This is a genomic window from Streptomyces inhibens (assembly GCF_003389455.1).
In the GTDB taxonomy this organism is placed as follows: Bacteria; Actinomycetota; Actinomycetes; order Streptomycetales; family Streptomycetaceae; genus Streptomyces; species Streptomyces inhibens.
Window position 1 is genome coordinate 21488 of the sequence record NZ_QUAC01000122.1, and the last position, 20483, is coordinate 41970.

The 20483-nt window shown below is 71.0% G+C and carries 20 protein-coding genes and 1 pseudogene; 12 read left to right on the forward strand and 9 right to left on the reverse strand.

The features are described 5' to 3' along the window. Positions 1-59: 59 nt before the first annotated feature. Both DY245_RS15425 and DY245_RS15430 read right to left on the reverse strand, forming a co-directional pair. Positions 60-380, reverse strand: a complete 321-nt coding sequence (locus DY245_RS15425; protein ID WP_181923685.1) for a hypothetical protein — start codon at positions 378-380, stop codon at positions 60-62. Next, on the reverse strand, positions 377-577 hold the full coding sequence (locus tag DY245_RS15430) for a hypothetical protein (protein WP_128507682.1): 201 nt from the start codon (positions 575-577) through the stop codon (positions 377-379). The genes DY245_RS15425 and DY245_RS15430 overlap by 4 nt, the downstream gene beginning before the upstream one ends. A 67-nt stretch (positions 578-644) precedes the next feature. Here DY245_RS15430 and DY245_RS15435 point away from each other — a divergent pair, with 67 nt between their 5' ends. Beyond that, positions 645-1313, forward strand: coding sequence for a TetR family transcriptional regulator (locus tag DY245_RS15435; protein WP_128507684.1), 669 nt, complete (start codon positions 645-647; stop codon positions 1311-1313). Between the two features lie 9 nt (positions 1314-1322). Here DY245_RS15435 and DY245_RS15440 read toward each other — a convergent pair whose 3' ends face one another. Continuing rightward, positions 1323-2570: a M6 family metalloprotease domain-containing protein gene (locus tag DY245_RS15440; RefSeq protein WP_128507686.1), complete on the reverse strand. Its 1248-nt coding sequence runs from the start codon at positions 2568-2570 to the stop codon at positions 1323-1325. A 350-nt stretch (positions 2571-2920) separates the two neighbouring features. Between DY245_RS15440 and DY245_RS15445 the strand changes: the two genes are divergently transcribed. Then, positions 2921-3595, forward strand: a complete 675-nt coding sequence (locus tag DY245_RS15445) for a TetR/AcrR family transcriptional regulator (protein ID WP_128507688.1) — start codon at positions 2921-2923, stop codon at positions 3593-3595. A gap of 174 nt (positions 3596-3769) precedes the next feature. Continuing rightward, positions 3770-5308: an MFS transporter gene (locus DY245_RS15450; protein WP_128507690.1), complete on the forward strand. Its 1539-nt coding sequence runs from the start codon at positions 3770-3772 to the stop codon at positions 5306-5308. Between the two features lie 151 nt (positions 5309-5459). On the opposite strand, the gene DY245_RS15455 is transcribed toward DY245_RS15450, so the two are convergent. Then, a complete protein-coding gene (locus DY245_RS15455) occupies positions 5460-5957 on the reverse strand; it encodes a MarR family winged helix-turn-helix transcriptional regulator (protein ID WP_128507692.1) in 498 nt (165 codons plus the stop codon). A gap of 156 nt (positions 5958-6113) precedes the next feature. On the opposite strand from DY245_RS15455, the gene DY245_RS15460 reads away from it, so the two are divergent. Next, on the forward strand, positions 6114-6890 hold the full coding sequence (locus DY245_RS15460; protein WP_181923686.1) for a dioxygenase family protein: 777 nt from the start codon (positions 6114-6116) through the stop codon (positions 6888-6890). A gap of 63 nt (positions 6891-6953) precedes the next feature. Here DY245_RS15460 and DY245_RS15465 read toward each other — a convergent pair whose 3' ends face one another. Further along, entirely contained in the window at positions 6954-8003 is a 1050-nt protein-coding gene (locus tag DY245_RS15465; protein ID WP_128507694.1) for a questin oxidase family protein, read from the reverse strand. Positions 8004-8173: 170 nt separating this feature from the next. On the opposite strand from DY245_RS15465, the gene DY245_RS15470 reads away from it, so the two are divergent. Next, a complete protein-coding gene (locus DY245_RS15470) occupies positions 8174-8749 on the forward strand; it encodes a pyridoxamine 5'-phosphate oxidase family protein (protein WP_128507696.1) in 576 nt (191 codons plus the stop codon). A 361-nt stretch (positions 8750-9110) separates the two neighbouring features. Here DY245_RS15470 and DY245_RS15480 read toward each other — a convergent pair whose 3' ends face one another. Both DY245_RS15480 and DY245_RS15485 read right to left on the reverse strand, forming a co-directional pair. Next, positions 9111-9662, reverse strand: coding sequence for a hypothetical protein (locus DY245_RS15480; protein ID WP_128507699.1), 552 nt, complete (start codon positions 9660-9662; stop codon positions 9111-9113). Between the two features lie 125 nt (positions 9663-9787). Next, positions 9788-10393 carry a GNAT family N-acetyltransferase gene (locus tag DY245_RS15485; RefSeq protein WP_128507701.1) on the reverse strand — a complete coding sequence of 202 codons (606 nt, stop codon included), beginning with the start codon at positions 10391-10393 and terminating at the stop codon, positions 9788-9790. Between the two features lie 186 nt (positions 10394-10579). Here DY245_RS15485 and DY245_RS15490 point away from each other — a divergent pair, with 186 nt between their 5' ends. The 6 genes from DY245_RS15490 (at position 10580) to DY245_RS15520 (ending at position 17771) form a co-directional block, all read left to right on the forward strand. Continuing rightward, positions 10580-11581, forward strand: coding sequence for a sigma-70 family RNA polymerase sigma factor (locus tag DY245_RS15490; protein WP_128507703.1), 1002 nt, complete (start codon positions 10580-10582; stop codon positions 11579-11581). A 308-nt stretch (positions 11582-11889) separates the two neighbouring features. Further along, positions 11890-12672 (forward strand): DeoR/GlpR family DNA-binding transcription regulator, encoded by a 783-nt coding sequence (locus DY245_RS15495; RefSeq protein WP_128507705.1) that lies wholly within the window; start codon positions 11890-11892, stop codon positions 12670-12672. Beyond that, positions 12669-13616, forward strand: coding sequence for a 1-phosphofructokinase (gene pfkB, locus DY245_RS15500; RefSeq protein WP_128507707.1), 948 nt, complete (start codon positions 12669-12671; stop codon positions 13614-13616). Before DY245_RS15495 ends, pfkB begins: the two co-directional genes overlap by 4 nt. Positions 13617-13748: 132 nt before the next feature. Continuing rightward, positions 13749-15833 (forward strand): PTS fructose transporter subunit IIABC, encoded by a 2085-nt coding sequence (locus DY245_RS15505; RefSeq protein WP_128507709.1) that lies wholly within the window; start codon positions 13749-13751, stop codon positions 15831-15833. A 210-nt stretch (positions 15834-16043) separates the two neighbouring features. After that, positions 16044-16709 carry a hypothetical protein gene (locus DY245_RS44365; protein WP_181923687.1) on the forward strand — a complete coding sequence of 222 codons (666 nt, stop codon included), beginning with the start codon at positions 16044-16046 and terminating at the stop codon, positions 16707-16709. Positions 16710-16889: 180 nt separating this feature from the next. Next, positions 16890-17771, forward strand: a complete 882-nt coding sequence (locus DY245_RS15520; protein WP_128507713.1) for an NAD(P)-dependent oxidoreductase — start codon at positions 16890-16892, stop codon at positions 17769-17771. A gap of 12 nt (positions 17772-17783) precedes the next feature. Here DY245_RS15520 and DY245_RS46315 read toward each other — a convergent pair whose 3' ends face one another. Next, complete coding sequence (locus DY245_RS46315; RefSeq protein ID WP_342354194.1) at positions 17784-18119, reverse strand: TetR/AcrR family transcriptional regulator C-terminal domain-containing protein; 336 nt, start codon at positions 18117-18119, stop codon at positions 17784-17786. Positions 18120-18139: 20 nt separating this feature from the next. Continuing rightward, a pseudogene (locus DY245_RS47855) lies at positions 18140-18634 on the reverse strand (TetR family transcriptional regulator); the annotation flags it as partial. A gap of 254 nt (positions 18635-18888) precedes the next feature. On the opposite strand from DY245_RS47855, the gene DY245_RS15530 reads away from it, so the two are divergent. Next, positions 18889-20361, forward strand: a complete 1473-nt coding sequence (locus DY245_RS15530; RefSeq protein WP_425329394.1) for an MDR family MFS transporter — start codon at positions 18889-18891, stop codon at positions 20359-20361. Positions 20362-20483: the final 122 nt, after the last annotated feature.

Below are 20483 nucleotides of genomic sequence, written 5' to 3' on the forward strand. Positions count from 1 at the left end.
CGCCGGCTGTGATGGCGTACTGCCGTAGCGGCGGACCAGGTGCCCGGCCGTCCGGGGTGTCAGCTGCCGATGTGCCAGCTGACGGTGCCGTCCGTCGTGACGAGGAGGGCGAGCAGGAGGAGGTCGGCGGCGCCGAGGGCGATGCCCAGGAGGGCGCGGCCGCGGCGGTCGGTGCCGCGGGCCAGGGCCAGGCCGCCGAGGACCAGGGCGCAGGGGCCGAGCACGAGGTTGAGGACCAGGGTGCCGAGCAGGCCGAGGATGAAGGAGGCCACGGCCATGCCGTCGGCGTGGGAGCGCGGACGGGAGGCGGAGCGGCGCAGGGCCTTGGCCGCGGCCGATGCGGTCCGCGTCGTCGACGTGGCTTCGGTGAGCGCGGTCATCGGGAGGTCACCTCGGCCTGGTGGCGGCGTTCGCGGAGGAAGAAGACGAGCAGCCAGCCGGCGATGACGGTGGCTGCGACGACGGTGACGGGGACGGGGAGGTGTGCCGCGGTGCCCAGCATGATCCCCATCAGGAGGAGGGCTGCGACGAGGAAGAGCATGATCTGCCTTTCCGATTCCAGAGGACAGTTGTTCACTCAGTTCCCTCAGTCTACGACTGCCCGCGACTGGAGTAGTTCGGAGAACGGTTGTTTACTGGATGACATGAGTCACAGTCTTGGAGTCCGGCAGGCCCAGAAACAGAAGACCCGTCAGGCGCTGCTCGACGCGGCGCTCGGCCTGCTGGAGGAGCAGAGCCTGAGCAGCCTGGGTTTGCGGGAGGTGACGCGGGTGGTGGGGATCGCCCCGACCGCGTTCTACCGGCACTTCCGGGACATGGGTGAGCTGGGTGTCGCGCTGGTGGAGGAGGCGCTGGGGAGTCTGCATGTGATGGTGCGGGCGATCCTCGCCGAGCAGGACGCGGCCGAGGAGCGGATAGACCGTACGGTCGCGGTCGTGGAGCAGCATGTGCGCCAACACCCGCTGCACATCCGGTTCGTGGCGCGCGAGCGGCATGGCGGCGTACGGGCCGTACGGCAGGCCATCGCGGGTGAGCTGGACCGGTTCGCGCAGGAGGTCGCGGCGGCGCTGAAGTCCCAGCCGGCGTCGGAGGGGTGGCGCGACGAGGATGTGCGGATGCTGGCGGAGCTGTATGTGGACCGGCTGGTGACGACGGCTGCGGCGTTGCTCGATGCCGAGGAGGACGGTGCGGAGGGGGCGGCCGGGCAGGTGGTGCGGAGGTCGCGCCGTCAGCTGCGGCTGATCAGTATCGGGCGGCGGCACTGGCGGGAGGACAGGAGAGGGGAAGGGGAGGAGGAACGGGGGGAGGGGTGAGGTTGTGGGTCAGGTGCGTGCGGGGGTGACCCGTACGCGGTAGGTGCCGTCGGGGTTCTCCGTGAGGACGGTGACCGCGGCGCCGGTGGTGTGGTCGGTGTAGGTGTCGCCGGGGAGGAAGGTGGCGTCGGTCAGCTCCGGTTCGACGAATTTGCTGCTCTTGTAGCAGCCGCCGCTGTGCGGGGTGGCGTCCACGATGCGCAGCGGGCCGCGGCCCGAGGGGACGTCGGTGGCGACGCGGTAGACCAGGACGCCGGGCCGGCAGACCGTCGGATCGAGCAGGCCGCGGGTGCGGGCCTCGGCGACCAGGGCGGTGCGGGGCGAGGTCGGGATGACGACGATCTTGGTGCCGCCGGGCGTGGAGACCGGGGTGAGGGTGTGTTCGCCGGGCGTCCCGTTGTGCGGCGCGCAGTGCACCTGGTCGGGGGAGAGCCAGCCGAGCTTCCACTTGTGCCAGCCGACGAAGTCGTTGCTCGGCCCCCAGTCCTCGTCCATCGGGTCCCAGTGGCCTACGGGGGGCGTGGCGCGGCGCTCGTCGGTGTAGTAGAGGTCGGGCAGGCCGAAGCTGTGCGCGTTCTCGTGGTTGAGGACGCGGAAGGCGCTCACCCCGGTTTGCCGGCTCCAGATGAAGGACGTGTTCCGGAACGGTACGCCGTCGGCGGTCTTCATCCCCATGTCCCCACCGCTGAAGGTGACCGACAGGACCGTACGCGTCGCGGGCGGGCCGGCGTTGGGTGAGGCGATGACGTTGATGACGTCGTAGTCGCGGAAGTCGACGATCGGGTCGACGGCGCGGACGACCTCCTGGGACAGGGCGTGATAGCCGCTGTCCGAGGCCGGGTCGAAGCTGGCGCCGCGCTGGATGCCGTACGCCGCGAGCGGTCGCGACATGCGGATCCACTGGAACAGCGGGATGGGGTGGTAGGTCAGCCTGCCGTACGAGCTGATGCGGAAGTAGTCCGTCGCGGCCGGGAAGAACTCGGCGAAGCGGGCGTGGGGGGACATCGTGGCGCGGGCGTCCGGGAAGTCGATGAAGAGGGTGAGCGCCCGTACGACGCCGGACGAGCGGGCGAAACCGGCGGGGGTGTCCGCGGATTCGGCGACGTCGTTGCTGATGCCGCGCAGCGCGCACGGGCCGCTCGGCGGGGCGCCGGGCCCCGAAGGTATGGCTACGGCGTTGGGCGGCGAGCCCAGCGCTATGGCCGCGGCCGCGGTGGCCGCGCCCACGGCCAGAACGGCGGATACCTTGAGCTTCATATCGATCACCTTGTGTCGAGGGGTGATCGCTCGCGCGCGGAGTTACGTCAACCGGAGTCAAGTGGCGTCAGCTGGAGTCGCGGGGCAGGGCCGGATGGGTCGGTCCTCGGTCGGTCCTCGGGTTGGTCCTTGGGTCGGTCCTCGGGCAGGTCCTGTGGCGCGGGGAGTCTCCGGCGAGCCGGCCCATGAATGTGAACCAGATCACATGTGGGACGTGAAATATCCGGGGACGGTCTCCCCGTTTAACCAGGCGTCCGGATGAAACGGGGAGCGTCTCCCCGGTTCGGCACCGAAAGTGGATTCAGTACCGAACATCGGTTCGGCACCGAAAGTCGAGGGGAGTGAGCCGCATGACCGCCGTCGCCAGCTGCGCGAAGACCGGGCAGCAGGGGCAGCAGCAGGGGCAGCCGCCCCGTCTGCGGGCCGATGCCCTGCGTAACCGGGAGCGGATCATCGCGGCCGCCCGCGAGACCATGGTCGAGTTCGGGGCCGAGGTCTCGCTCGATGAAATAGCTCGACGTGCGGGAGTCGGCAATGCGACGCTTTATCGTCACTTCGCGGATCGCCTGGAGTTGATCCACCACGTCACGCTCTCCGTCATGTCCCGTACCGCGGACGCCGCGGAGAGCGCCCTTGCCGAGGAGTCCGATGCCTTCCGAGCGCTGAGGCGCTTCGTCCACGCTGCGGTGGAGGAGCGGATCGGGGCGCTGTGCCCCTTGCTCTCCGATGGCATCGACCGTGACCACCCCGATCTGCTCGCCGCCCGCGAGCGCCTGGGGGCGGCCGTCGAGGCCGTCATGGGTGCCGCGCGCGACAGCGGCCAGCTGCGTACCGACATCGCCGTCGGTGACCTGATGGTCGCGCTCACCCAGCTCACCCGCCCGCTTCCCGGCAGTGCGTGTACCGATTTCGAGAAGTTCGTGCACCGGCATCTGCAGCTGTTCCTGGACGGTCTGCAGGCGCCCGCCCGCTCCGAACTGCCCGGTTCGGCCGCCACCTTGGAAGACCTGAGGCGCCGCTCGTAACCGGGGGCAGCGCGCCGCACAAACAGGCCTCCCACGTCCCGCCCGTCTTACCCGTCCGCCCGTCTTACGCGTCCCGTCGGCCGCCCCACGCGCCCCGGCCTTCGCACGTCTTCACGTTCACGCGTCCCGTTCTTCGCCCTTGTCCGCTCACCGCACCACTAGGTGGATCCCGCCATGCCTGAAACAGCCACATATGCCGATCCCCGGCGCTGGAAAGCGCTGATATTCATCGCCCTCGCCCAGCTGATGGTCGTCCTCGACGCGACCATCGTGAACATCGCGCTGCCCTCCGCCCAGGTGGATCTCGGTATCACCGACGCCAACCGGCAATGGGTGATCACCGCCTACGCGCTCGCCTTCGGCGGGCTGCTGCTGTTCGGCGGGCGGGTGGCCGACCTGTGGGGACGGAAGCGGACCTTCATCATCGGGCTGGTCGGATTCGCGGTCGCCTCCGCGCTCGGCGGGGCCGCGGCCAACCAGGGGATGCTGCTGGGCGCGCGTGCGCTGCAGGGTGTCTTCGGTGCGCTGCTGGCGCCCGCCGCGCTGTCGCTGCTGGCGGTGACGTTCACCGAGGCCAAGGAGCGCGCCAAGGCGTTCGGCATCTTCGGTGCGATCGCCGGTGGTGGCGGCGCCGTGGGCCTGATCCTCGGCGGTGTGCTGACCGAGTACATGAACTGGCGCTGGACCTTCTTCGTCAACATCCCGTTCGCCGTGGTTGCCGCGACCGGCGCCTTCCTGGTCATCCGGGAGCCCGCGGAGGGCCGTAACCCCTCCCGGCTGGACGTCCCCGGCGTCATCCTGGCCACGCTCGGCCTGGTCTCGCTGGTCTACGGGTTCACCCGCGCCGAGTCCGACGGCTGGCTGGCCGGCCCGACGCTCGGGCTGTTCGTCGCGGCCGCTGTGCTCCTGCTGGCGTTTGTGCTGGTCGAGTCCAAGGTGAAGGCGCCGCTGCTGCCGCTGCGGGTGGTCGCGGAGCGGAACCGCGCCGGTGTCTACGCGTCGCTGGGACTGGCCGTGATCGGCATGTTCGGTCTCTTCCTCTTCCTGACCTACTACCTGCAGATCGTGAAGGGCTATACGCCGGTCGTGACCGGTCTGGCCTTCCTCCCGATGATCGTCGGCATGATCACCGGCTCGACGCAGATCGGCGCCCGGCTGATGACCCGCGTCCGGCCGCGGCTGCTGATGGCGCCCGGCTTCACGGTCGCCGCGCTCGGCATGCTGGTGCTGACCCAGATCGACCTGGACACGTCCTACCCCGCGCTGATCCTGCCCGGGTTCCTGCTGATGGGCCTCGGCATGGGTACGGCGTTCATGCCGGCCATGTCGCTGGCCACGCACGGTGTCCAGCCGCGGGACGCCGGTGTCGCCTCCGCGATGGTCAACACCTCGCAGCAGGTGGGCGGCGCGATCGGTACCGCCCTGCTGAACACCATCGCGGCCAGCGCCACCACCGCGTACGCCACCTCGCACGCGGCCGGCGCACGCTCGGCGGACCTGCTCAAGCTCCAGTCGATGGTGCACGGCTACAGCACCGCCATCTGGTGGGCGGTCGGCATCCTGGCCCTGGCGGGCGTAATCGCCTTCACCTTCATCAACACCGGACGGCCGGGCGCCGGTTCGCCGGTGGCCTCCTCCGACGACGGTGCGGGTGCGGCCGTGGGCGCGTCCGAGGACGGGGACGAGGTCCAGATTCCGGTGATGGTGCACTGAGGCAGGAGGGGCGGCGCGGCTCGCAGGGGCCCTGAGGGCCCGCGAAGGCCTTCCGCCGCCCCGGCCGCCCGTAGTTCACCTGAACCGGTGTCGTCCTCTTCCGGCTCTTTCACCCACCCGCGCGCCGGCCTCTTCCGGTTCCGCTGATCCGTCAGCGGAGCCAGGGGAGGTCGGCGCCTTGCGGTTGCAGTCCTTCGGTCATTACCTGGCAGATCTCGGCAAGTTGGCCGATCTGTTCCGTGGAGAGACGGTCGAATATCGCCGCGCGGACGGCGGCGACGTGCCCGGGGGCGGCCTTCTCCAGTACCCGCATTCCCTCGTCCGTGAGGTGGGCGTTCTGGCCCCGCTTGTCGGAGGGGCAGTTCTCCCGGCGCACCCAGCCGTTCTTCTCCAGGCGGGCGATCGCGTGGGAGAGCCGGGAACGGGTGATCTTCGCGTTCTGGGCCAGCTCGGTCATCCGCATCCGGCGCCGCGGCGCACGGGAGAGCTGGACGAGCAGGCCGTAATAGACGTGCGGCATCCCGGCGTCGCGCTGTAGCTGACGGTCGAGGTGGTCCTCCAGGAGCGTGGTGGCGTGGAGGTAGCACTGCCAGGCGTATTGCTCCTCGTCACTGAGCCAGCGCGGCTCGGTTGCGGGTTCGTTGCTCATACCATCCACTCTCTCACCGCTCGGAGAGTTATTTAAGTTTTAACAACGCCGGGTTAGGCTGGAATCTGACGCTTGAACATTCAAGTATCAGGGTGTGCGGCGGCTGGATGTCGATGGCGCACCGACTACCGCCCAGTCTGCCGCTGTGGAGTTGTTATGTCCGTAATGCCTGTCCTATATCTCAGTCATGGAGCGCCGCCGCTCGCCGACGACCCCTGGTGGCCGGACCAGCTGGCCGCGTGGTCCGCGCAGCTGCCGCGCCCCGCGGCCGTACTGATCGTCTCCGCCCACTGGGAGGAGGCGCCGCTCGCGCTCGGCGCCACGGAGACGGTGCCGCTGGTCCACGACTTCTGGGGCTTCCCGGAGCACTACCACCAGGTGACCTACCCGGCCCCCGGTGCGCCGCAGCTGGCCGAGCGGATCCGTAAGACGCTGCGTACGGCGGGCACGCCCGTGGCGGACATCCCCGACCGGGGGCTCGACCACGGTGCGTATGTGCCGCTCGTCGAGATGTACCCGGAGGCCGACATCCCCGTGCTGCAGATATCCCTGCCGACGCTCGACCCGCGGCGGCTCCACGAGATCGGCCGCAAGCTCGCGCCGCTGCGCGAGGAGGGCGTGCTGATCATCGGCAGCGGTTTCTTCACCCACAATCTGGCGGCGCTGCGGCAGCTCGGGGACGGTACGCCCGCCTGGTCGGCGGAGTTCGACGACTGGGGGCGGCAGGCCCTGGAGGCCCAGGACCTCGACGCCCTCTTCGACTTTGCGCACAAGGCGCCGGCCGGACGGCTGGCCCATCCACGCACCGAGCACTTCGCGCCACTGTTCGTGACCCTGGGGGCCGCGGACGCCCAGGGGCAGCTGGACAGCGGGCGAAGTGTGATCGACGGGTTCTGGATGGGGCTGGCGAAGCGGTCGGTGCAGTTCGGCTGAGAGCGGCCGGGGCGTAGGGGCCTATGGGTGTAGGGGCCTATGGGCACAGAGGGGCAGCTGCCGTCAGTCGTCCTCGTCGATCAGGGCAACGGCGTTCAGGGCCGCCGACAGGGCGCGGGTGTCGCCGTCCTCGGAGGCCGCCGCCACGTCCAGAGCGGTGTCCGCGAACTTGATCGCATGCTCGTTGCCGTTGGCGACCGCCCGCTCGAAGACCTCTTCGGGCGTGACCGAGGAGGCGTCCGGTGCCGGTCGCGGGGTGCCGGCGGCGTAGATGGCGGTGACCGCCGAGGTCGCCGCCCAGGCGACCGCGAAGGAGCTCGCCCACAGATCCCGCGGGAGTGCGGGCAGGGTGCGCAGCACCGCGTTCGGCGCGGTGGCGGCGTGCACCAGCATGATGCCGTTCCCGTGCCCGTAGTCGGCGTAGTTGAGGGTGGCGGCCCGGACGAGCGCCGTCAGGCCCGCGCGTACGGCCTCGGGGTCGTCGGGGACGTACAGCGACTCGGTGGTGCTCAACCACCCGGGGGTGTCGGTCAGTTGGGCGTAGCCGTTCACGGGTGTCACGCGCTGGTCGGCGATGCGGGGGAGGGCGGCCAGCGCCTCGGTGGGGGTGGCGCTGCCCGCGGGGTGCACGGCGGCGGGCAGCAGCAGATGGCGGGCGGCCCAGTAGCCGAGGGCGTGCGCGAACTCCGCGAGGCGCGGGGCGTCTTCCCCCTCCGTCAGCAGGCTGCGTACGGCATGGCCTAAGCGGATGACCGGATGGGTGGCGGCGCCGGCGATGCCGGGCAGCAGACGCGGCCACCACTCGGCGAGAATCTCGCGCCAGGGACGCTCGGCGACCCGGTCGGTGAAGTACGCGGTCCAGTCGGTGACCCGGCTCGTATCGCCCAGCGCCTCCTGCCAGTTGGCGTCGGTGATACGGGCGCGGGCGCTCGGTACGCCCTCCAGTTTGTTCTCGTACGCGTCGAGCCAGCGGTGGACGGTGTGGGCCTGGCCGTTGCGGATCATCGCTTCGACGGCCATCGGGCCGTGGTTGCTCAGAAAGCCCTTGAACTCCGGGCCGGAGGTGTGCAGGCGTTGCAGGGCTTCGTCGAGTGTGCCGCTCGTCGTATCCATGGCCCGAGGCTAGGTCGGCGGGTACCGGGCGCGTAACGGGCTTCCGGCCTACACCGCTGGTCGTAAGGCCGGAGGCGATCGGTCCGCAGGAGCGGGGCGGCCGCTGTCGTGATTCCGGAGGGTTCCCATACCGGACAGGAGGTGTCGGGTATGGGGGGGAAGCTGCCGGCATGACGAGTGAGAAGACAGACGGCGAGGGCAGTGCGGTCCGTGCAGCCGGCGGTGCGGGCAGCGGAGACGGCGTGGGCAAGGCGGTCGGCTGGGCGGCGGTCGAGGAGGCGGTGCCGGAGTTCGCCGGGCGGGTGCGGAAGCGGTTCGGGGCGTATCAGCACCATGTCCTGGCCACGCTCCGCAAGGACGGTGCGCCGCGGCTCACCGGCCTGGAGGCGGACTTCCGCCGCGGGGAACTGTGGCTGGGCATGATGCTGGGCTCGCGCAAGGCGCTTGACCTGCGGCGCGACCCTCGCTTCTCGCTGCACGCCAATCCGGGGCCGGGCACCGACCTGGCCGGCGGTGACGTCCGGGTGTCCGGGCGGGCGGTCGAGGTGACCGACGTGGAGGTGGTCGCGCGCTATGCGGCGGTGGCGCGGCCACCGGAGCCGTTCCATCTGTTCCGGGCGGAGCTGACGGAGGTGGTGCGTACGTACGTCGAGGATCCGTGTCTGGTGCTGGAGAGCTGGGTGCCGGGCCGGCCGCTGCGCACCATCCGTCGGACGTCGGACGACGCGGTGCGGCAGGTGGAGTGAGGCGGTCCGGTGCCTTGGGGCTCAACCGACGTTGCGGGTCCGGGGCGGCCGTCATCCGGTTCGAGGTGCCAGCTGGCGCGAACGGGTCGTCGGCCGGCGCCATGTCGTCGATGAGCAGGGAGACTTCGGGGCGGGCCCGGGCGTTGCGGTACTTCTGGCCGCGGCTCACCGCGGGCCCGCCGATGTCGATGGTGTCGTCGTCCGTTGAGCACGAAGCCGACCGGGCGCACCTGCGGGCCGCCGTCCGGCCCGGTGGTCGCGAGGCGGGCCGGCGGGCGGCCGGTGAGGTAGGCGCGCTCCCTAGGTGTGAAGGCGTTCGTGGCGGCGGCGCCTCGGAGCCGCGCCTCGGAGCGTTGCCGCCTCAGTGCGTCGCCACGGGGAGGCGATGGTGGCGGTGGGGCTCGTGGGGGCGGTGTTCGCCGTGCGGTTCGCGGACGCGGTGGGTGCGGAAGATGTAGAGAGCAACGACGAACATGCAGGCGGCGAAGGTGAAGCCGAAGGCGCATGACTTGAGGATCGATTCCCCGCCGAGGCTGTAGGCCCAGCCGATCGAGGCGCCGAAGAGCGCGCCGTAGGCGAGCGCCCGGGTCTCGGTGACCATGGACGACTGGAAGTGGGCCACCATGAGCCCCAGCACCCCGGTGACCACGGCCGCGGCCAGCCCGTACAGCATGGCCGGGCCGCCCTTGGTGCCGTCGGTGTGGGTGCGGAAGATCGTGAAGCAGCCGAAGGCGAGCGCCGTGATGATCGGCAGCGACACTCTGGGCGGGATGCGCTTGGCCCTGGCGGCCATTCCGGCCATGCCCGAGGCCCGCTCCGGGGTGTGGGCGTTGGCCGTCGCACCGCGTTCGACGTCGACGGTGCCGTGTGAGCGGGCGGCCCTCGCGCCGTGCCGCTGAGCGTGCTGGTCCATGACGGGCTCCTCTCGATTGCCCCGCTGCCCTCCAGTCCAGGCGACACCCGGGTGCCGCCCGCGTCAACTGGATCAGCGGGCAACGGAGTCGGGGCGGAGCGGGCGGCGTGGGCGGCGGAGCGGGTTCAGCCCAGGTCTTTCTGGTACCAGGCCGCGTCCCAGTAGCGGCCGAACTTGCGGCCCACCTCCGTGTACGTACCGATGTGCCGGAAGCCGAAGCGGGTGTGCAGGCGGGTGGACGGCTCGTTCGGCTGGGTGATCCCGGCGTAGGCGCGATGCACGTCCTCGTCGGCCAGCGCCTCGAACAGGGCCTTGTAGAGCAGCGTGCCGACGCCCCGGCCGGCGGTGTGCGGCGCGCAGTAGACCGTGACCTCGACGGAAGGGGCGTAGGCGGCCTTCGGGCGGAACGCGCTGCTGGTCGCGTAACCGAGCAGTGCGCCGTCGCCCGGCAAAGCGGCTTCGTCACTGGGCAACGCACCACCCGGTAGGCCGGCCGCCGGCCCGTTGTGCGGCTTTTTCGCCTGATCTGTCGTCTCCTGTGCAACCACAAGGCGATGCGGGCCGTCTTGGGGGTGGGAGAGCAACCACGGGCGGCGCTCCTCGGGAGTGAAGGGCTCCATGTCGAATGTGATGCACGTCTCACGGATGTAGTGGTTGTAAAGATCCGTAAGGGCCGGGAGGTCCGCTTCGACGCCCGCCCTGACCTGCACTTCCCGGTGCTCCTGCAGCACATGACCTCCCAGGGTGGCCGTGCAGGGTACTGCATGATCAGAAAAATAGAGCTGCCGCGTGGGAATTCTGTCCGGATTCCAGCCGTTGTTTCCTTCGGACGGACCACACGGTGAGCATCGGCACCCCGTGCACCATCCGGCCCGCCCATCGTCCCGCGACCGACTCATCGCAAAGGGAGCACACGCATGGCAACCCGTGCCGTCGCCCGTCGTCAGGAAAGCACCAGCGCTTCTGGCGGGGCCAACAGTGTTCGCGCCGTAGGCGGGGAGATCGCCGACCGCGACCTGGTCGGCATGTACCTCGACGAGATCGCGCGAACACCCCTGCTCGACGCCGCCAAGGAGGTTGAGCTGTCCCAGACCATCGAGGCGGGTGTCTACGCCCAGCAGATCCTGGACGGCGAGGTCACCGACGGCAACGCCGCAGGTGCTGGCCGCGAGGAACTCGAGGCGCTGGCCGCGGAGGGCGCCAAGGCCAAGGATGTCTTCATCCGGTCCAACCTGCGCCTGGTCGTCGCCGTCGCCCGCCGCTACCCGCGCGCCGGACTGCCGCTGCTGGATCTGATCCAGGAGGGCAACGCCGGTCTGGTGCGTGCCGTGGAGAAGTTCGACTACGCCAAGGGCTTCAAGTTCTCGACGTATGCGACGTGGTGGATCCGTCAGGCCATCACCCGCTCCATCGCCGACCAGTCGCGCACGATCCGGCTGCCCGTGCACCTCGTCGAGGAGCTTGGCCGGATCCGTCGCGTGCAGCGCGAGTTCAACCGCGAGAACGGCCGTGACCCGGAGCCGGCGGAGGTCGCCGGTGAGCTGGGCTCGACGCCCGCCCGCGTCATCGACGTACTGGACTGGGCGCGCGACCCGGTCAGCCTCAACATGTCGGTGGACGACGACGGCGACACCCAGTTCGGCGATCTGCTGGAGGACGCCTCCGCGGCCTCGCCCGAGCAATCCGTGCTCACGCTGCTGCGCAGCGAGGAGCTGGAGGATCTGATCGATCGCCTCGACCACCGCACCGCCTCGATCATCAAGGCCCGGTACGGCATCGAGGACGGCCGCGAGCGCACGCTGACCGAGGTCGGCAAGCAGCACGGCCTGACCCGCGAGCGGATCCGGCAGATCGAGAAGCACGCGCTGCTCGAACTGAAGCGGATGGCGCGTGACACGGGATTCGACGCGGCCGCGTAAGCCCCCCGTACCCGATAGGACGAGCCCCGGTGCCACTTCTGGCGTCGGGGCTCCTTTGTGTCCCGGGTGTGCCCCGGGGTATCTCCGTGTCCCGTGCGTCCCGTGCGTCCCGTGCGTCCCGTGCGTCCCGTGCGTCCCGTGCGTCCTGTGCGTCCTGTGCATCCCAGGGCGGGGTGACCTGCGCCCTCCCCTACCCTCCGATGTCCGTTTGGGTCTGACTGAAGCCCGAATCCGTTTACTTCTCGGAAATCCAGGCGTAGCATCGCAGTGAAACCACAGGTTCGGGCAGGGAACGGACACAAACGCTGATGTATGCACCGGAGCGCCAGCAGGAGATCCTGCGTCTGGCCCGTGAGGGCGGACGGGTCGATGTGCTCTCCCTGGCGGAGGAGTTCCAGGTCACCGCCGAGACCGTGCGGCGCGATCTGAAGGCCCTGGACCGGGCCGGCCTGGTGCGCAGGGTGCACGGCGGCGCCATCCTGGCCGGCCGGCTGGACTTCGAGCCGGACCTCGCCGAGCGGGACGCCGTCGCCGCCGACGAGAAGCAGCGCATCGCCCGGGCTGCGCTCGCCGAGCTCCCCGGAGGCGAGGACGGCGCCGGCAGCTCCGGCAGCGTGATCCTGGACGCCGGTACGACCGCCGCCCGGCTCGCCGCCGAGATCCCGCTGGAGGCCGAGCTCACGGTCGTCACCCACGGCCTGCCGGTCGCGGCCCGGCTGGCCGACCACCCCGGCCTCACCCTCCACCTCGTAGGCGGCCGAATCCGGCACCGTACGCGCGCCGCGGTCGACGACTGGGCGCTGCGCGCCTACCGCGAGATCAACGCCGATGTGCTGTTCCTCGCGACCAACGGCTTCTCCCTCGACGGCGGACTGACCACCCCCGACCTCGCGGAGGCCGCGGTCAAGCGGGCGCTGATCGCCGCCGCCCGCCGGGTCGTCCTGCTCGCCGACTCCGCCAAATTCGGGCAGCAGCACTTCGCCCGCTTCGGCGAGCTGTCGGACGTGGACCTGCTCATCACCGACACCGGCCTGAGCCCCGACGACGCCCTCGCCATCGAGCGCGCGGGCACGGAAGTAGTACGCGCATGATCCTCACCGTCACCCCCAACCCCAGCCTGGACCGTACGTACGAGATCCCGGCGCTGGACCGTGGAGCCGTGCTGCGGGCCACCGCCGACCGGATCGACCCTGGCGGCAAGGGCGTCAATGTCTCGCGGGCGGTCGCCGCCGCCGGACACATCACCCTCGCGGTGCTGCCGCTCGGCGGCCCCGCCGGCGCCGCCCTGGCCGGGCTGCTGGGCGCCGAGGGCATCGAGGTGGCGGGCGTGCCGGTGGCCGGCCAGACCCGCTCCAACATCTCGGTGGCCGAACCCGACGGCACGCTCACGAAGATCAACGCGACCGGCCCCGAGCTGACCGGCGACGAGTCGGAGGCGCTGCTGCGGAAGGTCGGCGAGCGTTCGGCAGGAGCCGACTGGATCGCCTGCTGCGGCAGCCTGCCGCGCGGCCTCGCACCCGAGTGGTACGCCGAACTGGTCGCCCGCGCCCATCGCGCCGGTGCCCGGATCGCCCTGGACGCCTCCGGACCGTCGCTGACCGCGGCGCTGCGCGAACGCCCGGACGTCGTCAAGCCGAACGCCGAGGAGCTGGCGCAGGCCGTCGGACGCCCGCTCGCCACCGTGGGCGACGCGGTCAAGGCCGCCGAGGAGCTGCGGGCGTGGGGCGCCCGCGCCGTACTGGCCTCCCTGGGGGCGGACGGTCAGCTCCTGGTCGACGAGGACGGCACCCACTTCGGCAGCGCCCCGGTCACCGCCGTCCGCAGCAATGTCGGCGCGGGCGATGCCTCGCTGGCCGGCTTCCTCGCGGCGGGCGGCAGCGGCGTGGCCGCGCTGGCCGCCGCGGTGGCGCACGGCGCGGCCGCCGTCCAGCTGCCCGGCAGCCTGATGCCGACGCCGGCCGATCTCGATATGGCGGCCGTGACGACGACGGACGAGGTGCCGCTCGACCGCGCGCTGACGGAGCCGGTGTCATGACTGCCCGCCGCACCTCTCCGCGCGTCCTCGCCCGCCCGCGAGGCATCGATCTCCTGCGACCTCCGGGTCCCCAGCCACCCCCCGCCCCGTCCCCACCGCCGTCCGGCGGTACCGCGCGCAAGGGAGCCCGCGATGAGTGAGCTGATCACCGCGGAACTGGTCGACCTCGACCTGTCCGCAGAAACGAAGGACGCCGCCGCACGAGCGCTGGCCGAGCGGATGGTCGCGTCCGGCCGTGTCACCGACCTGGAGGGCTTCCTCGCGGATGTGGCCGCACGCGAGGCCCAGATGCCGACCGGTCTGGACGGCGGGATCGGCATTCCGCACTGCCGTAGCGCGCATGTCACCGAGCCGACGCTGGCCTTCGGACGCAGCGCCTCCGGTATCGACTTCGGTGCGCCGGACGGCCCGGCCGACCTGATCTTCCTGATCGCGGCCCCGGCGGGCGGCGACGCCGACCATCTGTCGATCCTCTCGACGCTCGCCCGCCATCTGATGGACGAGTCCTTCACCGGCGCGCTGCGGTCCGCCACCGGAGGGGAGGCCGCGGCGGCACTGATCCGCGGGGACGAGCCGGTTGCCGAGCCGGTTGCCGAGCCTTCCGCTGAGCCAGCCGCTGAGTCCGCCCCGTCGGCTGAAGCCGAGGCCGACGTGGAGACGGAGGCGGAGGCGGAGACGGACGCGGAGGCCAAGGCGGACGCCGACGCCAACGCCGAAGCGGAGACCGCCCCCGCCCCCGCCCCCTTCCGTATCGTCGCCATCACCTCCTGCCCCACCGGTATCGCACACACCTACATGGCCGCCGAGTCGCTGGAGAAGGCCGGACAGGCCGCCGGCGTCGAGGTGTTCGTCGAGACGCAGGGCTCGGCCGGGTTCAAGCGGCTCGACCCGCAGCTGGTCGCGGACGCGGACGGCGTGATCCTCGCGCATGACGTCGAGGTACGGGACAAGGAACGGTTCGCCGGGAAGCCCACCGTCGACGTCGGGGTGAAGGCGGGCATCAACCGCCCCGCCGAGCTCATCGCCGAGGTACGCGAGAAGGCCGAACGCGGCGAGGTGAGCGCCCCGGCTCGGGCCGGCGTGCCCATGGACAGGGGCGCCGACGCCACCGACCGCTTCGCCACCCGTCTGCGCAAATGGCTGATGACCGGTGTCAGTTACATGGTGCCGTTCGTCGCCGCGGGCGGCCTGCTGATCGCCCTCGCCTTCGCCATCGGCGGCTACACGATCAACAAGGCGCCGTCCGTCGCCGAACACTTCATCTGGACCGAGTCCACGAGCTGGGCGGCCCTGCTCTTCCAGATCGGCAGCGTGGCCTTCGGCTTCCTCGTCCCGGTCCTGGCCGGTTTCATCGCGTACGGCATGGCGGACCGGCCCGGCCTCGTCCCGGGCTTCGTCGGCGGTGCCCTCGCCCTCACCATCAACGCGGGCTTCCTCGGCGGCCTGATCGCCGGACTCATCGCGGGTGCGGTGGTGCTGGCGATCCAACGGATCAGCATCCCACCGGTGTTGCGCGGCATCATGCCGGTCGTCGTCATACCGCTCATCTCGTCGGCGATCGTCGGCTTCCTGATGTTCCTCGTGGTCGGCAAGCCGATCGCCGCGCTGCAAAAGGGCCTGACCGACTGGCTGTCCGGCCTCTCCGGCGCCAACGCGATCATCCTGGGCGCGCTTCTCGGCCTGATGATGTGCTTCGACCTCGGCGGCCCGCTGAACAAGGTCGCGTACGCCTTCGCGGTCGGCGGTCTCGCCAACCCCAACGAGGGCAGCCTGAAGGTCATGGCCGCGGTGATGGCGGCCGGTATGGTCCCGCCGCTGGCGATGGCGCTGGCCACGACCGTCCGCGGCCGGCTCTTCACCAAGGCCGAGCGGGAGAACGGCAAGGCGGCCTGGGTGCTCGGTGCCTCGTTCATCACTGAGGGCGCGATTCCGTTCGCCGCCGCCGATCCGCTGCGCGTCATCCCCTCCGCGATGGCCGGCGGCGCGGTCACCGGCGCCCTGTCGATGGCCTTCGGCTGCACCCTCCGCGCCCCGCACGGCGGGATCTTCGTCGTCCCTCTGATCGGCCAGCCGTTGCTCTACCTGCTCGCCATCGCCGCGGGCACGGTCGTCAGCACGGCCCTGGTCATCCTCCTCAAGGGCCTCCGCAAGACGCCGGCCACCGGGTCGGCGGACACGCGGGCCCCCGAGGGCGGCGAGGTGACGGTCGCCGCCTGACCGCCACTTCCGCCGAACGTGCCGAGGCCCCCACCGATGGGACAGGACGGTGGGGGCCTCGGTGCGTTCCCGTTCATCGCCTCGGCCGTGAGGCACGAACGCCGCGGCTGCGAGGCGTTGTTACCCGCGCGTTAGTGGATCTTTAGCCGGTCCGGCGAGAGTCGTGATCATCACGCCGAAGGGCACCATTCACCAGCTCGGGGGATTCCTGTGTCGCTCACCGCCGCCACCCGCCGCCGCGGCCGTCGCCTCGCCGCCGCCTCGCTCATCGCCGCCGCGGCGCTCTCGCTGACCGCCTGCCAGAACGGGGACGACAAGGCATCGGCCGCGCCCTCGGCCTCGTCGAGCGGCCAGGGCGCGTCGGACGGTGGCTCGAAGGCGACCGGAGGGTCGTCCACCGGGGGTTCGTCCACCGGGGGTTCGTCCACCGGAGGCTCGTCCACCGGAGGCTCGTCCACCGGCGGCTCCGCATCCGGAGGTTCCGCATCCGGTGGTTCTTCCTCGGGTGCGTCCACTACGGGTGGCCAGCAGGCGGGCGGCGGTTCCGGTGGCCAGGGCGGTGCGTCCACCGGCCGTAAGGGCGTCAGCGGCACCTGGGTCGGCACGCTGCAGTGGCTCACCGAGGACAAGCTCACGGTGGCCCCGAAGAGCGGCGCGGAGCAGGCGTTCTTCCTCGCCGACAGCACCAAGGTGCTCGGCGCGGCGGCGATCTGCGAGGCCCCCGACGGCCGGGTCCACGCGGACGGCTCCGGCTACGGCACCATCCCGTGCACCCTCGCCGACCTGCGCAAGGCGGCCAGGCTCGGCAACGTCGAGGTCCGGGTCACGGTGGCCGGCGGCGCGGCCACGAAGGTCGTCGAGCACTACCGCCAGTGAGGGGCCACCCGTACGGGCACCCGCGCACCCACACCGCACAGCACAGCACTCACCTTGAGGTAAGTACGCACTAAAAAGTAGGTACTTGTCCGGTACCGGACTCCCGCCAAGACTGGTTCAGCGGCCGTCGGAGCATGCGACGGCCGCTGAACCATTGGCAATGAGGCGGGAGTTCGGTTCGTGACGACGGCAGAGAAGAGTGTGGCGGTCCTCGGTCTGGGGAGCATGGGTACGGCGCTGGCGGCTGCGCTGCTCGCGGCCGGCCATCAGGTGACCGTGTGGAACAGGACGCCCGGCAAGGACGAGGGGCTGGTCGGGCGGGGTGCGCGGCGCGCCGGTTCCGTGGCCGAGGCGGTCACCGCCGGTGAGGTGGTCATCGTCTGCATTCTCGATTACGCCGATATCGGCCCCCTGTTGGAGGGGCAGGGCGTCGGGCGCGCGGCGCTGCAGGGGCGGGTGGTGGTCAATGTGACCAATGGGTCGCCCGAGGAGGCCCGAGCGATGGCGGAGCGGGTGACGGCGCTCGGCGCCGCCTATCTCGACGGCGGGATCATGGCCGTCCCCGAGATCATCGCGCGCCCCGAGGCGTTTGTGCTCTACAGCGGCTCGCGCGAGGCGTTCGAGGCGCATCGGGAGCTGCTGGACACGTTCGCCCGCAGCGTCTACCTGGGGGAGGACCCCGGGCTGGCGCCGCTGAACGACCTCGCGCTGCTGAGCGGCATGTACGGGATGTTCGGCGGCTTTGTGCACGCGGCCGCGCTGGTGCGCTCGGCGGGCGGTCCGGTGGCGGAGTTCACCACGGCGCTGCTGCTGCCGTGGCTGCGGGCGATGGCCGGCGGCCTGCCCGCGATGGCGGCGCAGATCGACTCCGGCGATTACGCGGTCACCGGCTCACCCCTCGCCATGCAGGTCTCGCACGACAGCATCGGGGAGGTGAGCCGCGCGCAGGGTGTCAGTGCCGAGCTCTTCGCCCCGCTGTTCGCGCTGATGCGGCGACGGGTGGCGGACGGCCATGGGAGCGAGGGGTTCGCGGGTGTGGTGGAGCTGGTGCATCCGCGTTGAACTGACGGAAGATCAGATTCCCAGTCGGGCCGCGATGCCGTCGAGGACGCTGTCCAGGCCGGTTTCGAAGCGCCACTGAGGGTCGTCCTTGCGGGTGGCTTCGTGGATATAGCGGCGGTAGGTCGGATAGCGGCCGGTGCTCAGCAGATAGCGCATCTGGGGGGCGAGGGCCAGCCGCAGGTCGTCGGTGCTGGTCCAGCCCTGCTCCTTCATCAGGAGGTACTGGGCGCATTCGGCGGACACCGCACCGTGGACATAGGAGTTGACGGTGCCGAGCACGGACATCATCGCGTCGATGTCGAGCCCCAGCCCGTCCAGGGCGGAGAGCGCGCGTTCGGCCGCGGCCATCCGGCTGGGGGTGAGCGCGNGGCGGAGAGCGCGCGTTCGGCCGCGGCCATCCGGCTGGGGGTGAGCGCGCGCAGCGCCTGTGGTGAGGAGATCTGGATGAGCCAGGGGTGGCTCAGCACGATCTCGCGGGTGCGCAGCGCGTTGGCGCGCATGACCTCGCGCCAGTTGTCGATGTCATCGGGCAGCTTGAGGTCCGCGTAGACCGCGTCCGTCATCAGGTCGAGGAGGTCGCCCTTGCCGGAGACATAGCGGTAGGCGGCCATGGGGGCGACACCCAGTTCGGTGGCCAGGCGGCGCATGGTGACGGCGTCGATGCCGTCGGCGTCGGCGATCCGTACGGCGGCCGCGGCGATCTTCTGCGGCGTCAGGGCGGCACGGGGGGCCGGCGCCGGGCGGTCCAGGCGCTCCCAGAGGGAGATCGCGGCCGGGTCTGCCGCGTCCGCGGCGGGGGCGGCCGGCTCCCGGTCCTTGCCGTCAGCGGCTTTCTTGCCGTTGTCGGCGTTCTTGCTGGCCATGGGTCGCCTCGATTCCTTCCCGGATCCTCCCGGAGCGTGGCGTACAACGTATCAGGAGTAGACGTTGTACACACTCGTGTGTACGTTGTATCTCGATCGATACGCCGTACACGGCGCGTGTCGTACACATATCTGGAGGGGGCGCAGTGAGGGTGGTGGCGGAACCGGCCGACCGGGCCGAAGGGGCCGACGAGACGGACGAGGCGGCGGGAAGCGGAGCGCGGCGACGACGGCCGCGGTCGCTGTACTTCGGGGTGTTCGGGCTGCTGCTGGGGATGTTCCTGGCGATGGTGGACGGCATGATCGTGGGGACCGCGCTGCCCACCATCGTCGGCGAACTCGGGGGGCTGGAACAGCTGTCGTGGGTGGTGACGGCCTATCTGCTCACCACCGCCGTGGCGACACCGATCTGGGGGAAGCTGGGCGATCTCTACGGCCGCAAGGGCACCTTCATGGCGGCGATCGTGGTCTTTCTGGCCGGGTCGATGCTGTCCGGACTGTCGCAGGACATGGGGCAGCTGATCGCCTTCCGGGCCCTACAGGGGCTGGGTGCGGGCGGGTTGATGGTCGGCGCGCTGTCGATCATCGGGGTGCTGGTGCCGCCCCGGGAGAGCGGCCGGATGCAGTCGATGATCGGCGGCATGATGCCGGTCGCGTTCATCGGCGGGCCGCTGCTGGGCGGGTTCCTCACGGACCATCTGAGCTGGCGGTGGGCGTTCTATGTGAATGTGCCGCTCGGGGCGGTGGCGCTGGTGATCGTGGGGGTGGGGATCCGGCTGGCCCGCACCGAGCGGAGCACGGCGCGGATCGACTACCTGGGCGCGGTGCTGCTGTCCGTCGCCATCCTGGCGCTGACCCTGCTGGCCAGTTGGGGCGGTGTTCGCTACGGGTGGGGATCGCCGCAGATTCTCGGGCTGGCGGCGGTGGGCGTGGTGGCGCTGGCCTGGTTCGTACGGGTCGAACGGCGGGCCGCGGAGCCGGTCATCCCGCCCCGGCTGTTCCGCAGCCGCAACTTCACCGTGGCGCAGATCCTGAGCTTCCTGGTCGGCGCGGTGATGCTCGGCGCGACCAGCTATCTGCCGCAGTACATGCAGTTCGTGCAGTCCCTGTCGCCGACGGCCAGCGGTCTGCTGTTGCTGCCGCTGATGTTCGGGATGCTCGGCGTACAGCTCGGCACCGGCGCGCTGATCAGCCGCAACGGCCGCTACCGGATCTATCCGATCGTGGGCGGCGGGGTGCTGACCGCCGGCGTCCTGCTGCTGTTGCTGCTCGGTACGGACACCACGACGGCCGTCGCCTCGGCGCTCACCGTTGTGGCGGGGATGGGCATCGGGTTCGTCATGCAGAGCACCATGATCATCACCATGAACAGCGCGGCGCCACGTGACATGGGAGCCGCCAGCGGCACGGTCACCCTGCTGCGGACGCTCGGCGGCTCGCTCGGCGTCGCTCTGCTGGGCGCAATCTTCACCGACCGGCTGCGCAGCGGACTCGCCGACCGGGTCGGAGAGGGCGCCGCGCGACGGCTGACGGCGGGGTCCGGGCAGCTGACGCCGCAGTTGTTGGACGAGATGGCCGGGCCGGTGCGGGGCGCCTACCGGGCGGCGGTCACCAGCGGGCTGCACGGCGTCCTCATCGGCGCCGCGGTGCTGGCCGTACTCGGCTTCGCGGTGGCGTGGTGCGTACGGGAGGTGCCGCTGCGGAGTGCGGAGGAGCCGGCGGGCTGACGGGCCGGTGGGCCGATGGGCTGACGGGCTGACGGGCTGGTGGGCCGACGAGCCGGTGGGCCGATCGGGCGCGCCGAAGACGAAGGCGGTGGCCGGCCCCTCTCGGGGACCGGCCACCGCCT